Annotated in this window: 13 protein-coding genes and 3 pseudogenes; 11 read left to right on the top strand and 5 right to left on the bottom strand. The window is 57.9% G+C overall.

The features are described from left to right. Nucleotides 1–35: 35 nt before the first annotated feature. Entirely contained in the window at nucleotides 36–764 is a 729-nt protein-coding gene (locus C7G61_RS40690) for an autoinducer binding domain-containing protein (protein ID WP_108523184.1), read from the bottom strand. 444 nt (nucleotides 765–1,208) lie between these two features. Between C7G61_RS40690 and C7G61_RS40695 the strand changes: the two genes are divergently transcribed. After that, the gene (locus C7G61_RS40695) at nucleotides 1,209–2,087 is read left to right on the top strand and encodes a LysR substrate-binding domain-containing protein (protein ID WP_108523185.1); all 879 of its coding nucleotides are present in this window, start codon (nucleotides 1,209–1,211) and stop codon (nucleotides 2,085–2,087) included. Nucleotides 2,088–2,240: 153 nt separating this feature from the next. Here the strand turns inward: C7G61_RS40695 and C7G61_RS40700 are convergent, their stop codons facing one another. After that, on the bottom strand, nucleotides 2,241–4,124 hold the full coding sequence (locus C7G61_RS40700; protein ID WP_244608724.1) for an MFS transporter: 1,884 nt from the start codon (nucleotides 4,122–4,124) through the stop codon (nucleotides 2,241–2,243). Beyond that, nucleotides 4,121–5,035, bottom strand: coding sequence for an alpha/beta fold hydrolase (locus C7G61_RS40705; RefSeq protein WP_108523186.1), 915 nt, complete (start codon nucleotides 5,033–5,035; stop codon nucleotides 4,121–4,123). The genes C7G61_RS40700 and C7G61_RS40705 overlap by 4 nt, the downstream gene beginning before the upstream one ends. Before the next feature lie 428 nt (nucleotides 5,036–5,463). Between C7G61_RS40705 and C7G61_RS44275 the strand changes: the two genes are divergently transcribed. The 6 genes and pseudogenes from C7G61_RS44275 (at nucleotide 5,464) to C7G61_RS47695 (ending at nucleotide 8,413) form a co-directional block, all read left to right on the top strand. Continuing rightward, on the top strand, nucleotides 5,464–5,709 hold the full coding sequence (locus C7G61_RS44275; protein WP_145963791.1) for a hypothetical protein: 246 nt from the start codon (nucleotides 5,464–5,466) through the stop codon (nucleotides 5,707–5,709). A 388-nt stretch (nucleotides 5,710–6,097) separates the two neighbouring features. Next, a pseudogene (nifT, locus tag C7G61_RS40710) lies at nucleotides 6,098–6,319 on the top strand (putative nitrogen fixation protein NifT). Continuing rightward, nucleotides 6,316–6,450, top strand: a complete 135-nt coding sequence (locus C7G61_RS47145; protein WP_256441740.1) for a hypothetical protein — start codon at nucleotides 6,316–6,318, stop codon at nucleotides 6,448–6,450. Before nifT ends, C7G61_RS47145 begins: the two are co-directional and overlap by 4 nt. Beyond that, complete coding sequence (locus tag C7G61_RS40715; protein ID WP_057849738.1) at nucleotides 6,447–6,674, top strand: hypothetical protein; 228 nt, start codon at nucleotides 6,447–6,449, stop codon at nucleotides 6,672–6,674. The genes C7G61_RS47145 and C7G61_RS40715 overlap by 4 nt, the downstream gene beginning before the upstream one ends. Before the next feature lie 609 nt (nucleotides 6,675–7,283). Next, nucleotides 7,284–7,865, top strand: coding sequence for a hypothetical protein (locus C7G61_RS40720; protein WP_108523187.1), 582 nt, complete (start codon nucleotides 7,284–7,286; stop codon nucleotides 7,863–7,865). A 374-nt stretch (nucleotides 7,866–8,239) separates the two neighbouring features. After that, entirely contained in the window at nucleotides 8,240–8,413 is a 174-nt protein-coding gene (locus C7G61_RS47695) for a hypothetical protein (RefSeq protein WP_375293266.1), read from the top strand. Nucleotides 8,414–8,734: 321 nt separating this feature from the next. On the opposite strand, the pseudogene C7G61_RS40735 reads toward C7G61_RS47695, so the two are convergent. Next, nucleotides 8,735–9,389 (bottom strand): annotated as a pseudogene (locus C7G61_RS40735) (IS630 family transposase); the annotation flags it as partial. A 27-nt stretch (nucleotides 9,390–9,416) separates the two neighbouring features. Here C7G61_RS40735 and C7G61_RS40740 point away from each other — a divergent pair. Beyond that, on the top strand, nucleotides 9,417–10,295 hold the full coding sequence (locus tag C7G61_RS40740; RefSeq protein WP_190242232.1) for a hypothetical protein: 879 nt from the start codon (nucleotides 9,417–9,419) through the stop codon (nucleotides 10,293–10,295). A 13-nt stretch (nucleotides 10,296–10,308) separates the two neighbouring features. Here the strand turns inward: C7G61_RS40740 and tnpA are convergent, their stop codons facing one another. Continuing rightward, entirely contained in the window at nucleotides 10,309–11,136 is an 828-nt protein-coding gene (tnpA, locus tag C7G61_RS46635) for an IS66-like element accessory protein TnpA (protein ID WP_476727214.1), read from the bottom strand. Nucleotides 11,137–12,363: 1,227 nt separating this feature from the next. On the opposite strand from tnpA, the gene C7G61_RS44285 reads away from it, so the two are divergent. From C7G61_RS44285 to C7G61_RS40770, 3 genes and pseudogenes are all read left to right on the top strand, one after another. Beyond that, the gene (locus tag C7G61_RS44285) at nucleotides 12,364–12,549 is read left to right on the top strand and encodes a hypothetical protein (RefSeq protein WP_145963793.1); all 186 of its coding nucleotides are present in this window, start codon (nucleotides 12,364–12,366) and stop codon (nucleotides 12,547–12,549) included. A gap of 272 nt (nucleotides 12,550–12,821) precedes the next feature. Continuing rightward, entirely contained in the window at nucleotides 12,822–13,298 is a 477-nt protein-coding gene (locus C7G61_RS40765) for an Lrp/AsnC family transcriptional regulator (protein ID WP_108523191.1), read from the top strand. A 207-nt stretch (nucleotides 13,299–13,505) separates the two neighbouring features. Then, nucleotides 13,506–13,766 (top strand): annotated as a pseudogene (locus C7G61_RS40770) (transposase); the annotation flags it as partial. Nucleotides 13,767–13,875 lie beyond the last annotated feature (109 nt).

Below are 13,875 nucleotides of genomic sequence, written 5' to 3' on the forward strand. Positions count from 1 at the left end.
CTTGTGCATCTCGCGAAATGGGAGGGTGTGGATGATTAGGACAACAAACCGCGCCGCAGCGCCTCGGCGACGCATTGGGCAATAGATGCTGCACCTAGTTTGCGGCGCGCGTTCTCAAGATGAAACACGACAGTTCGCGGTGCAATCTGGACCAGCACCGCGATATCGACGACAGCTTTTCCGCGCGCGGTCCAGGCAAGGCATTGGCGCTCGCGCTGAGTGAGTTCACTTGCGGCGAGTTTACTGGCAGAGAGTACGTCAAGTCTGGCGGCGACATAACAATGAAAGTGCAACCCGACGAGGTGTACCAGATCCTTCCCGTCGGCCACGAGCCGCTCGGGGTGAAGATCGCGGTCGCCGGTCGCCAGCGTAAATGCAGCCATCCGTCCAAATCCACTCCTGATTGGCACAGTGATGCCTGATCTAATCCCGAAGGTCGTCGCTTCATCAAAGAACCGGCGCTGCTCGCGGTTTCCGGCCAGGGCTGACGCCTCGCCTCCCCAGCTGAACAGCGCGTGCTCGGCACGCGCGCGGCGCACCACAGGATCGAGCTGCTGATATCCAAGTTGGAAGTACCGGCTGGTCCAGGATTTGGGATAGGACGAGATCAACATCGGCGTCTCGCCAGTCAGGCGCAGATAGGCAAATCGCTGGAAGCCAAGCCTCTGTGTTAGCCGCGTTGCGACGCGCTCGAATTCATCCGCGTTGGTTGCGGTTTGGATGGCATCAATAAATTCCTGGAAGATGCTTTCGACCGGGCTCATTCCGGCTCTACCATTTGAACATAATCGACGTGCTTCCTAATGACTCACCCTCGCCTTTGGCGAAGAAGCTGCTCGGCCTACCAGGTCGCGCGAGCTCCCGCCAGAACAGCCACGCGCTCGAGACCTGATGGCCGAGCTGGAGGCGCACATGAACACCCTGCCCGTCGATGTAGCGGCATCATTCTATGCAACCCATTCGGACAGGATTCGGCAAACTCGGAAAAGCCGTGCGAACGGTGAGCCCCGCCAAGAGACTAAATTGCCATCTTATCCTTTTTCAAAGTGAAAACCTGCAACGCAGCCTTACAAGAGCTAGAGAATCTCTTACAATCAACCTTGTTGTCGTTTCCCTTGAAGACTTTCAATTGCCCGAATTAACAGGGTTTCCGTCATCTTGAAAGTATCATTTCTTGAGATCCATGTTAGAGAATCTAACACCTAGGCATGCGCAAAATTCCACCTTTCACCGCTCTTCGTGCCTTTGAGGCGGTGTCACGCCATGAAAGCGTCACGCAAGCTGCCGCTGAACTGAATGTCAGCCACAGCGCTGTCAGCCAACAGTTGCGCCTGCTGGAAGGATATTTCTCCCGCAAATTGGTGCGGAAGGCTGGCAACCGCATTGAATTGACGCCTGCAGCACGTTCTTACGCTCATGATGTACGCAAGAGCCTCGATCTGTTGGCCGTTGCTTCGGAGGACTTTGCCAGCTCCGGCTCCGCACACTGCATCCGCATCAACGCGACGCCGTCGTTTGCGATGCGATGGCTCATCCCCCGTATCGCGGCCTTTCAGCGACTGAATCCGCGTATCGAAATTCGACTTGAAACCTCTAACACCGATGAGTTCGAGTCGAGCGTCGAGCGAAGTGATCTTGTCATCCGCCGCTATCCTATGAAAAAGGCCGGACTAGCTTGCCGTCATCTTCTCGATGACGAAGCCGTGGCGGTCGTCTCGCCAGTGCTGCTGTCGGAATTGAAAGTACGCCATGCTAAGGATTTGACGCGGTGCCCGCTACTGCACATGAAAAGCCGTATCTCGGCTTGGCCAGACTGGTTCCGCAAGGCTGGTATAGATATCAGTCAGACGCCACGTGGCCAAGTTTTTGACCACTTCTTTCTCTGCATAGAGGCAGCAATCAACGGCTATGGTATTGCTCTTGTGCCGGAGGCTCTCGTTTCGCTGGACATTGCAGAACGGCGCCTTGGAATTCTTTTTCCTCAATCACGCATCATTGGCTCTGGGTTCTACGGCCTATTCAACCCCTCAGCGCGCAAAGCAAGAAGTGTTGAACAGTTTATCACATGGCTGACTCAAGAAGACTAACTCCACGTGAAGACGTCGACTGGGTTGAGTGGCTCTGCCTGTCGCCCCCCGCAATTAAACACTTCGCGGCAAAGCCGGGCACGTCAGGTTGAAGAGCTCCCACATGGACCCGGATCTCGGTGGTGCCGCTTTCGTCCACATCTTCTAGAGCAGCTAGAGCGATCCCTTGCTCCCCGCACCACTGCCTCGTCCCGCCGATAGAGGCACGCGGATAATAAACCAGAACCATGCTCCGAGCTGAACTGCAAGGTTGATTGCAAAGGCTGTCTGGTAAGCAACTTCCGGGTAGTGGCCCTGCTGAGGCGTCCAGTACTGAATCACGAAGCCCACCAGATACTGGACAAGAAACGCGCAACCGATGTGAAAGACGTTGAGCGCCGCGGTGGCACGTCCAGCAAGCTCTTTTGGGAAAAAGTCGGCCAGAATCGCGTAGCTAAGGACGGTCGCCGCTCCGCCGGCAGCGACGATCATCCACGGAACAGATGATGGCAAAGGTACTCGCAGGATCACTGCCAATTGGGCTACGAAGAACGGAACTGCGACCAAGCCCAAGAGCGGTCGTGGACCTATCCCGTATCGACGAAGCTTTTGAGCCGCAACGCCTAGAACCAGGGCGCCTGCACTCGAGGCGATTGCCATGACAAAGAGATTGCGAAGCAATTCCGATCGGTCCAGGCCCTCGACATCGGAGAACCACTGGGCAGCCCACAACCCCTGTAACGCCCAGGCCGTACCAATGCAGGTCGCAGAGAGCGGAGCCAAACGCCAGAAGCGAGGATCTGTATAAATTATTCGTAGTCCAAGGCTAGTGCCCTTTGCCAATGACCACCTGCCCTTTGGCACGAGAACGAAAATTGCAAGGGCGCATCCAACCGATACAATGGCCAGGAGCTCAAACAATCCCCGCCAGCCGATCGACGCGAGCAGGTATTCGGCCGGCAATGTTGCCGTCACAGCGCCAAAGGACCCTAGCATAATCATCAGGCCATTGAGCAGTGGCACCTGCTCGGCGGGAAACCAGAGAACGACGGCTTTCAATCCGGCCGTCAATGCTGCAGAAGCGCCAAGGCCGATTAACGCCCGGCCGAGAAGAAGAAGCCAAAAGTTGTCGGCTACGGCAAATAGCGCTGCCCCGGCGGCTGCGGCCATCAGCACGACACTCTGGATTTTCCCTGGACCGTATCGGTCCACTAACACCCCGATAGGAATCTGGGCGGCCGCGAAGGTCAGGAAGTAGATGGACGTCAGGAGACCGAGGTCATCGGCACCCAGACCAAACTCATTGGTCAGTGGTGCAGCTATGGTCGCGTTGATGGTGCGAAAGAGAAAAGAAAGGTAGTAAGCTGCGACGAAGGGTAAGAAGACGCGCAAAACTAAAAGCCAATCTGTGGAGAAGGCTCGTGACCGCTGCGGCCCCCTAGCACGCCATGGCGCCAGAAGCGGCCGCAATATCGCGCCAGGCATTTGCTCTGCTGTTGCATCGGGTTCGCGCTCGAAGGCTGCCCCTCGAGCAACAGGCGGAGATTGTGGTTTGTTGCCGGCGACGGTCGCCGCAACGCCGTTTGGTTCCCGGTGTGTGGAGCGGGTCGACCCTTCTTGCCTCACCGGTTGTGTTGCAAGATGCGCCGGATCAGTCGAATTCACCCGCTCGATTGTTTCCTTTATGAGCGACGTTCCTAGATCGACTCGCCTTGTCACCTGAGCAGCAAATTCGTCGAAGCGCGCGAGTCCCAGGGTACAGGCGGCAGGTTGGTCGGCAGCTGCGAGCGGGGGCGTGACGGCGAGAAGAAATCGAGCCTGAAGTGCAACAGCCTCACTCACAATCCGCAACTCTTGATGAAGCCGTTCGAGGTTCCAATTGATGGCGTTCAGCCGGCGATCAACCGAGGTCTCTTCGATGGCGTCATGATCTGGCTTGAAGAAATGAGCGAGGGCAGCCTCAATGACCGCCGATTTGGTGGCCCCGGGACGTTGCGCTGCGACTTCGAGCCGCGCGGCGACAGGCTCTGAAAGGTAGACGCCGATCCATGGCTTCATGGAAGCGCTCCGTCGAAATGCAATCGAGCGGCCGCTGACTTCTCATGTCCCGAGACGGACTGTTTCCGCCGGTCGATATGACCCCAGCTTCCTCGCTCGACGGCGCTGAAGAAGGCTTCAATTTGCGCGTTGAAGGCCGCAGGTTCTTCGAGATTGATGGCATGGCCCGTATTGGGGCACACCCAAATGCCGGCGGCGGGAATTGTGGATTTGAGCATTAGGCCGGTTTCTAAACATGGCATGTCCTCGTCACCCACCGCGAGCATTACCGGGACCGTCATCCGTGAAAATTCGTCGCGGAAGTTGTACAAAGCCGGTCGCACAGCTTGGCACTGAAGCAAAGTATTGGCCATCCCCTGCGCCGAATGCTGCTTGAGCCGATCTACGAACTCCTGCCAGCCCTTCGGATCCTTGTGTTTCAGTTGAATTCGCGTGGAGTGGCGTGCCATTTTCTCTGCCATGGCATCCATACCTCGCGCCGCCAATGCGCGCGCGAGAACAGACGTGTTCTTCAACCACCTTTCACGATCCGAGGCCGGAGATCCCGCCCCTGCTCCGGCTGCGACGATCGCGCTGCTCCTTTCGCGGTACCGCAACCCAAACAGCAGAGCAGCATAGGCGCCCATGCTAGATCCAACCATGTGGGCGCGCCCGATCGAGAGGTCGCGCATGACGATGCCGATGTCTTCCACGGCGACCTCCCAGCCGTATATGGCGGGATCATCAGGAACGTCGCTCGGTGGATATCCACGCGCGTTGTAGGCGATGCACCTATAGCCACGCGAGAAATAACGGATCTGCGCTTCCCAGCTGTGCAGGTCGGATTCGAATTCATGAACGAAAATGATTGGATAGCCCCGCCCATATTCCTCGAAATACAGCCTTATTCCACCTGAATCGATATAAGGCATTGCCACCCCTTTTCTTGGAGCGCCGGCAAGACGCTGCCGCGCATCGAGTGGGGTTGTGGATGAGCAGGGATAAGAATGGAGGTGTCGATAACCGGCGGATCGGATTTCGACACACCTCTCTTGTCTGACGCGCTTCGGCCAGGCCCTTCAGGTCTATATCGGGAGCAACTCCTTAAGCTCGCCCGAGAGCACGATCTGGCTGAAGCGACGGGCGAGCTTCACGCGATCTCCTCGAGAATGAGCGCGTGTCCGTTGAGTAACCCCTCCGAAAGGGAGCTTAGACGCATTACTCTTGGCGCGTTGGCGTGCCGCCGACCCCAGCGCTGGTGTCCCATCGTCTTGGCGCGGCGCGGCGAACTAGGTCTTCGCCGAAAAGTCGTCGTTCTCCGACTGTAGGCGCCTTATCGGACGCGAACAGTTTTGTTCACGTGGGTGACAATCAATATGTGCTTGACCCTAGGCAGCACCCCGACAAGTGGACGCTGAATGAGGAGGGAAAATGGCAGCGGGCGGACAAGCCTCGACTATATCTCTCCAAAGCTGAGAGTAGTGATGACGAAAACGAAGGAAGCGTCGAGGAATATTCGGGCGAAGAATATATCGAAACGGATTCGTCTGGGGATGATCCTTCTTGGTACTTCGATCCGCTCAATTTAGTCCCGGTGACCGGCTAGCAGAAGTCGCGCCAGGTGCGGCTTGGACTGAAAGTGGCCGACTTCTCATAGCCGCATGCACCGGGGCGAAAGTGGGGCTGCAACGGGAGCGCCCGCCACGCGCGGGCGTGCTGCTGATGTGACGCGCGAGCGGATATAGATTCGGAATCGGCACAGGCTCGGGTCAGCTTGCAGCTCCGGCTCAATGGAAGCATCGCATGTGCTGCGCGATGAATGTGCCGGCGACGAGCCTGCGGGGCGCGATCCGCTTTCCGCTTTCCGCTTTCGCGTGAAACCACGATCGGAGAGATCGATCAGCTCTTGCGCGCGCTGTCCGGCATCGTGGCGCGCTTGCGCGCTGGACGCTCGCAGTCCTGCGGGCAATGTCCTTCCAACCAGAGTTGATCTTATGAAAGTCATGATTGCCGCTCGCCCGAGGCTGGCCTGTCGATTTACGTGCCGAAGAAGGACCTCGAAGAGTCGGTCGTTGGATCGGAGCACGACACGCTGTGGGGCGGGTGGATAAGAATAGCCAATGGCTGGGTGCTCGATCTGCCTGAGATGGCGAGTGACACGCCGTTGCCGATCACGTAAATGCCAGGAACGTGGTGAGGACGGGGATGACCGATGAAGACGACCCCGCTCAATGCGAGCGACGCGGAGATGATCCTCATTGGCCTCGGCCTCAGGCAGCGTGCCCGCAGCATTATTCCCTATCTCGGCCCTTGCCTCACCGAGTTGTCCAAAGCGATGTGCCGATGACGCCGGAGGCCTTGGCTACCTTCTTCGCCGGCAACGTCGCGCTGCCCCGCCGGACCAAGGGCAATGTCTGCGCGTCGGCGCAGTACATCGAGACCAACAAACATCGCTCAGCCTTGACGGCACTGATGGCGCAGGCTTTTGCCCCACCGGTCGAGCTAACGGCACTTTATCATTATCTCGCGGCGCTGTTTCTGTTAAATGCGACCGTCTGGAATGATGATTAGGGCAATTCCATCCAATCGTCTATGCGTCAGTCCGGGCCACCATCCGAGCCATTGGCCTGAAGCGGGCGTGAGCAGTAGATCTTATAGACCTGGGCTCGGCCTGTCCCGAACCATCTCTGCCAACCGGAGAGCAGAGCAATTCCCCGAAGCTGCTGAGAACGCGCTCAAGCAGCAGCAGGCTCGGAAGAAACAAGACGAACAATGGCGCGAACATCAGAGGGGTCACACTCGAGAATGATCGGGGTAGCCGGGTTCGAAGCGAAGATGTGGCGCACGACCTGACACACAAAGAAAGAAGAGACGTGGTGAGACAATAACGCCAATGAAGGTAAAACACCCGTCCTGGTAAGATCGCCGAAAACAATCGAGCTGCTCTATTGCTGGGCTAATGGCACAGGATCTCATTCCCGGAGTCCAGAAGATCGAGTTGGGAACGCGGGCGCGGGTACAGCTGTGTCCCGAAACTCGTCAGCTTCCTGACAGCTAAGCTCCCTAACATGAGAACGTGGTCTCTTGACGACGGATGCCGCCGATGGGTCAACTGGTGACAAGCCCAGGGAAAGCTCTGGCGGATTTGAGCCCACGTTCTCAAACCAATAGGAGAGCTGTATGGATTTCAACCGGATCGATGGTGCTGGGTCTCCAGGGTCCCCAAGTGCCTACGAGTGGACTCAAGAAGATCATGACCTATTTAGTCGAGTGATCAATGAAGCCGGGCCGTCCTCGTCTGCCGAGCCAGAGACGGTATATGATGTCTCATGGGCCGTTCCCGAAATGTTTTCGCACGGCTCCCAAGTCGCCCCGCTCCGAATGATCGAGAAACTGACCCACCACGGTCTCCTGCCCGACTCGGAGCAGCCGACGATGAGCTACGAGATCCGGGGTCACCTCTACACGGCCGCATTGGATCCGTCTCAGAGCGTACGCCTCATTCATAACCCACCGGAAGCTCAAATGCCGCGACTCGGGTCGACGGGGGCGCCAGATTTCGGAGCGTTCTTCGTTGAGACCCGGCGTGGTCGTGTGCCCCGCCCGGAGCAATGGGCCCCGCTGGCGCTTATTGAAAAGCTGCGCGAACATGGGCTCATGCCTACCGCAGACCACCCAACAACCATTTCGCTCGGCAGCAAGCTTTATAACGCCGAGCTAAAAGAAGGAGGGTTCGTTAGGCTTACGCGCCGCCAGACCTGAAATCTATGCGGTGGCTGAGCCAACTTGGCTGGGCGGGAGCCCTCCGGTCCAGCCGGCTTCTACTACATAGACAATTCACCGTTCCCCACTAACTGTCCGCATCGCCAGCGGGTGCGCATTTTGTCGGACCCGCTGGCAGCTGGCGAGCATGAACGCTGTGGCAGTTGAGTGGCTGCGCAAGCTGATGGCGGTCCGGCGGATTTCCTGAATGCAGTACCGGCCAATAGCGATGCTGCGGTAGCGCTCGCGATCGCGCTCCTGCCATATGGCGCTACTCGCAGGGAGATGGGGCTAAGCATCAAGCATCGGCAGCATAGAGGATTAAACATCGAACAGAGAATTCCCACCAGCCCGCTCGCCGAAGAGAGCGGCAGATGAAGCGCTTCAAATCGGCACGACAGGCGCAGCGCTTTCTTTCTATCCACGATCCCATCGCGAACCTGTTTCACCTAAGGCCCCATCGCTTGACTGCTAGCACCTATCGCGAAGCCCATGGGGTCGCCTTCGAGACATGGGCGGACATCACCTCGGTCGCGCTCGCTGCCTGAAAACTATGCTCTTCCCCGCCCAAGATCCGTCGGATGCCCGTTAACGTGACGATGCCCTTCCTCATGCTCTCTAAGCCGGGTAACACCTGCGCCCGTCAGCTTGTCATCAGCTTGTCTGAGTATCATGCAGCCCGACGCGCTTGCGAAGAGACTTCGCCGAAGGGAAACGCGAATCGCCATGTATAATCGAATTAGTGGCTCATCCACACGCGCTAGCCAAGCTGACGAACCGAACCAGTCGGTGGATAGCGACAGCTTTACGGAAACGCTTGCGGGCATGCCGTCCCAATCGGCGCCGGATCCCCATGCTAGTACCCGGAATCAGAGCTGAGTGATACGGCGGCCTTTGAATCTGCGTTGACGGACTTTTTTCTTGGTCCAGACGAAGGGCTCGGCTTTGTCGTTGTAGGCGTCGACGTAGGCATCGATGTGTTCCTGCAGCTGCTTGAGGCTTGTGAAGGAGGTGCCGCTAAGCGACTGCCCCTGCAAGACCGAAAACCAAACCTCGACCTGATTGAGCTAGGATGCGCTTGTCGGCGTGAAATGAAATTTCACATTGGGGTGGGCCTTTAGCCAGTGCTCGTTCTTCTTGTGGGTGTTGAGGTTGTCGAGGATGACGTGAAGCTGGCGGTCCGGAAAAGCCGAGGTGACGCTGTCCATGAAGTCGAGGAACTCGACACGGCGCCGCCGTTTTGAATGCATCGCGATGATCTTTCCGGTCGCAACCTCGAGCGCCGCAAACAGCGTTGTCGTGCCATGCACGCGTGTAATCGTGGCTCTGACCGGTCAAGGCGCGACCATTGGGCAACTTCAGATAACCTTGCGCTCGCTCCAAAGCCTGGATTGAAGGCTTTTCGTCCACGCATAGCACGATAGCCTTCTCGGGCGGGGCGACGTAGAGGCCGACAACATCGACGGCTTTGGCCGTGAAGTTCGGGTCATTGCTCTCGCACCCGGACTTGCGAGCCACGAGGTCATCCGTGCTCCCCGCGTCGACGCCGCCGTGGCGCAAGCGTTCCTCACAGCGCTGGCGCCGGCCGAGATCGACGCGTTGTCGTGCGCTCGTCGCGCTCAGCAACAGACGTACAAAGCAATACGGAGCAATGCCGAGCAGCAGCTCGAGCGCCGGCGCTACGAATCAGCGCTCGCCGAACGTCAGTTCAACCGCGTCGATCCTGACAACCGGCTTGTCGCCGCCGAGCTCGAGCGCCGTTGGGAGGAGGCTCTGAAGGAGGTCCGAGCGGCAGAGGAGGTCCTGGCCCGTTTGGAGTCTCCCCAGGCTATCGCTCAGATCACCGTCGGCAACAAGGCGCTGAACGACAAAGTCGTCCGCCTCTCCGGCCGTCTGCCTGCGATCTGGACAGACCCGAGCACGACCGACGCAAAACGCAAGGCGCTGCTGCGCTGTCTCATTGACAAGGTGATCCTCGACCGCGGCGAGCACGACGTCGTCAGGGTGAGGATCGTCTGGCGCGGCGGAGCTGTCACCGAGATCGAGGTAAAGATGCGTGTCAACTCAGTAGCGAGTCTCACCCAAGGCGCGGAGATGCGAGAACGCGTGCTCAAGCTCGCCCGCACCAAGATGCACGACGACGAGATCGCTGCCATGTTGACGAACGAAGGACACCGGTCACCAAATTGCCCCGACAAAGTGCTGCCGATCACCGTCCAGCGCATTCGCTTGCACGCCGGCCTCAAGGGGGCTTACCGAGCAACGTACGCGATGGCGGCATTCACCGGACTTGCTCAGCGCCCAGCAACTCGCCGGCGTATTGAACATTCCAGTGAACTGGCTGTACGTTCAGATCAGGCAAAGGCGCCTTTTGATCGATCGTCACTCTTCCGGCGCGCACCTGTTCTCCAACACGTCGCACGTGATTGAGGCTGTTCGAAAACTACGCAATCACGCGTTCGATCATCTTGATCTCAGAATCACTGAGCCTCACGAGGAGGGGCATTCGCATGGATAGTCGAGCAGCATCGCGAGCTGCGTCGCACTTAGATGCACCACGCCGTCGCGGACGGGCGGCCAGGTAAAGCGTCCCTGGTGCAGCCACTTCGTCACCAGCACCATGCCGCTGCAGTTCCCACGCCAGAAGCTTCACTCTGTCCATACGCTTGCTGCGGAACACGAAGACGTCGCCGCAATACGGATTCGCGCGCAGCGCTTCGCTCACCAGCGCCGACAGCGTGTGCACCGACTTGCGGAAATCGACCGGCTGTGTCGCCAGCACCACCTTGAGGTCGGACCGTAGCGCAATCACCGGATGCCCCGAAGCGCTGCCAGCACGGTCGACAAGCGTCGCCAGCTCCACGCCCGGCTCGCCCCGGATGCGCGCCCCGCTCACCTCGATCTCGATCACCCCGCAGGCCTTGGCCCGCGGCGCGCTGATCTCCAAAGGCTTCGTTTGTACCGGCGAAATACGCTCGGACTCGCCTGCTGTCCCGCCACCGCTCTCGGCACCAATTTGGATCGGCACGAAGTTTGGCGGCTTGCCCGCTACCGCCGCCGCAACTTGGCGTCGCCACACCGTAAGCAGCCCGCGGGAAACGCCATTGCGCCGCGCCACCTCGGAGATGTTCGCACCCTCCTCAAAGCTCTCCGCCACGATCCGGGCCTTCTCCTCGCCCGTCCACCGTCGCCGTCGGCGCTCCCCGGTGATCACCTCGACGCGGCGATAAGAGTCACCTTCCTGCCTGGCATCAAGCATGGCATTTGCCATCGCGCCACCTCCACAGATCAGCTCATGCCAAGCTGTATCGCAGGTGAACCTCGCGATGGCGAGGTGGGGGCCTCATGCCGGTTACCGTAGAAAGCGATATGGTGCACTCCTTCCATCCAGACGACCATGATCGGAAGAAATGTGGAGAGTAAGCATTTCTCCGCCCCCGTAATGAAAAAGGAAGGCCGAGATCGACATCTCACACGCTCTGCCGGTAACACATGGCTCGCGTTAAAGCTTGTTCGCGTGCCTGTATTGGCAGTGGCGACTTCACGAGTGCTGCTACAAACCCATCGCATCCCGGCTGCTTGAATCCATCAAAAAAATGTACCAAAGCGCAGAAATTCCACGAAGATGCGCTGCTCATTGCATTAATCAAGATCTAAATATTCGTTAAACTCAGCAAACCTCGCAAAGCACTCCGATGGAGCGAGCCGCTTCGCCAACAAGGCGGACCTTAGACTTGGGATCGCTGCACCTCACCTGCGGGCATGGTGAAGCGGAAGACAATGCAGGGAGGCTATAGACGTAATGCCGACTGGAGGCGAAATGCGCAAAGCTTCCACCGTGGCTCGATTGAGAGCCTAAGATTTATGGTGGCCCCGAGATCGGCGCGCGAGGCCTGCATCTATCGATGCTATCTTGATGCCATGAATGCCACTGTCGGCCTGATCTTCCGGCCATCCTCAACACACCTGAAACGTTCGTGATGAAGGCGATTCAGTGTGCGGCTTCGCCGAGGATGACACTTTGATAAGTTTTCAAAGGTTAGTTCCACACTGTGTCGGCATCCATGAGTACTTCGATTGATGATAGCTTAAGTGAGATCAGATCAGTGCGCAATGAAATTTGGCGTTGTCGTAAGTTGCTTCAAAGCGAGTTGCCTGATGAGGAGCGAAAGCTCATCGAGCAACGCCTGGTTGAACAGTGTTCCGCCTTCGAACGGCTGTTAGCGACCACATTTCCTTTCACGTTGAGGCTCAAGTCAACTTCAGTACCTGTGCCGCTCAACACGTAACTAAGTCTACCGGCATGAGCCCCTCACCTCCATCCTTCGGCTCACCTGCGATCCGGCCTAGACTGAGTTCATCAGTGGAGGTGGAATGGCGGCAATGCGATGCATGATTTCAGGCAGGAAGTTGATTCCTATCGTTGCATCGAGGTCATCGCCCTGGGCCGCCGGCGGCAGCGCCCCAACGATGGATAGGCGAGGAGAAGGCCCGGAGCGTGGAGCAACGTTTTCAGAAGGATGCGAACATTGTAAGCGGTCTTTGGCGCAATCGCGTTGCCAGCGGCAAGGCCGAGATCGGCCGCCAGCTTGAGCAAATCCGTCAGCAAGTTAGAGCCGAGGGGCCCGCAATCTCCGGAACCCAAAAGCTTCGCAAGAGAAAGCAGAGCCAGCTTGAAATTTGAGCATAGGCCCTCCTTTAAACGAACGATCTTTGGCAAAGGTGGGGAGCAGCAGGTGATCGCACCAACGCCTCATACCATTCACACGTCGTCGTTAACGTTCACTGGCTGCTCTTCATCCGGCAGGATGATCAGCTCCTGGCGGAGCAGACTCACTACCAGCGGCCAAGACGGTGCGATGGCCCACGCGGTCATTCGTTGAAATCATCGCATGCATTTGGAATATTTTGGACGCCTTTCGGGATGAAATTCACCTCAAGGCCGGGGAGCCGATTATGCAATACGATCGGATAGACGCCCGCATCCTCGAGATTGTGCAAAAGAACAACCGCCTAACTTCCGAGGTGATCGGCGCACTAGCAGGGCTTTCTGCTACCGCGTGTCAACGACGACTGAAGAGGCTCCGTTCGGAGGGCATTATCGAGGCCGATGTTTCAATCGTTTCGCCGAAAGCGGTGGGCAGACCTATTCAAATGCTGGTGCTGGTGACCATGGAGCGAGAGCGTTCAGATATAATCGATAGATTCAAGAAGGCCATCAGATCGTCCGTTGAGATCGTCAACGGCTTCTACGTCACCGGCGACGCGGATTTTGTCCTATACGTTACCGCGCCCACAATGGAAGATTATGAGGAGTTCACTCGGCGGTTCTTCTATGTGAACCCGGACATTAAGAGCTTCAAGACGATGGTCGTATTGGATCGCGTAAAGGCGGGCTTTGCTGTTCCCGTTGAAGCACCATCCGAGAATTGACAACACGCTGATGCAGGCGTTTCACCCCGCGGATCGACGCGTTTGCGCGCTTTTCATCACTTAACGCGCATAGAAACCGCGGATGCTATCGCTTTCTGCTTGTATGCTGATGAGGAAGGGAGAGCCGGCCCCACCAATCTGAACGATGCGATAAGTGGAGTTTCTGCCTGACGGCGGGCAAGATTGGCCCGCGAATCAGGAGAGACGATGAGCAGACGAGCACGCCGGAACCACACACCGGCTTTCAAGGCGAAGGTGGCGCTGGCCGCCGTCAAGGGCGACCGAACACTGGCTCAGCTGGCGGAGCAGTTCGACATCCACCCCAATCAGATCGCATCATGGAAAGCGCAGCTTGAGGGCGGGGCCGCCGACGTGTTCGGCCCTGGGGGCGGCAACGCGGTGGCGCTACCCGCCATCGATGTGAAGTCGCTGCACGCCAAGATTGGGGAACTGACGCTGGAGAACGATTCCTAAGAAACGGCACCAGCTCCCGGTTCCAAGGGCTGCAGAACAAAGCCGAATGTCTTGGCACGTCGGTGCAAATTGTTGATCACTCGCGTACGGTAGCGTGTCTCGT

Origin of the sequence: Bradyrhizobium algeriense (genome assembly GCF_003062295.1) — a bacterium.
GTDB classification, from domain to species: domain Bacteria; phylum Pseudomonadota; class Alphaproteobacteria; order Rhizobiales; family Xanthobacteraceae; genus Bradyrhizobium; species Bradyrhizobium algeriense.

Bases quoted from the DNA above. Each gene is read 5' to 3' on its own strand.
- C7G61_RS40720 (WP_108523187.1), top strand. From the start codon at position 7,284: ATGGATTTCAACCGGATCGATGGTGCTGGGTCTCCAGGGTCCCCAAGT.
- C7G61_RS40705 (WP_108523186.1), bottom strand. From the start codon at position 5,035: ATGCCTTATATCGATTCAGGTGGAATAAGGCTGTATTTCGAGGAATAT.
- C7G61_RS40700 (WP_244608724.1), bottom strand. From the start codon at position 4,124: ATGAAGCCATGGATCGGCGTCTACCTTTCAGAGCCTGTCGCCGCGCGG.
- C7G61_RS40715 (WP_057849738.1), top strand. From the start codon at position 6,447: ATGACGCCGGAGGCCTTGGCTACCTTCTTCGCCGGCAACGTCGCGCTG.
- C7G61_RS47145 (WP_256441740.1), top strand. From the start codon at position 6,316: ATGAAGACGACCCCGCTCAATGCGAGCGACGCGGAGATGATCCTCATT.
- C7G61_RS40690 (WP_108523184.1), bottom strand. From the start codon at position 764: ATGAGCCCGGTCGAAAGCATCTTCCAGGAATTTATTGATGCCATCCAA.
- C7G61_RS40765 (WP_108523191.1), top strand. From the start codon at position 12,822: ATGCAATACGATCGGATAGACGCCCGCATCCTCGAGATTGTGCAAAAG.
- C7G61_RS47695 (WP_375293266.1), top strand. From the start codon at position 8,240: ATGAAGCGCTTCAAATCGGCACGACAGGCGCAGCGCTTTCTTTCTATC.
- tnpA (WP_476727214.1), bottom strand. From the start codon at position 11,136: ATGGCAAATGCCATGCTTGATGCCAGGCAGGAAGGTGACTCTTATCGC.
- C7G61_RS40695 (WP_108523185.1), top strand. From the start codon at position 1,209: ATGCGCAAAATTCCACCTTTCACCGCTCTTCGTGCCTTTGAGGCGGTG.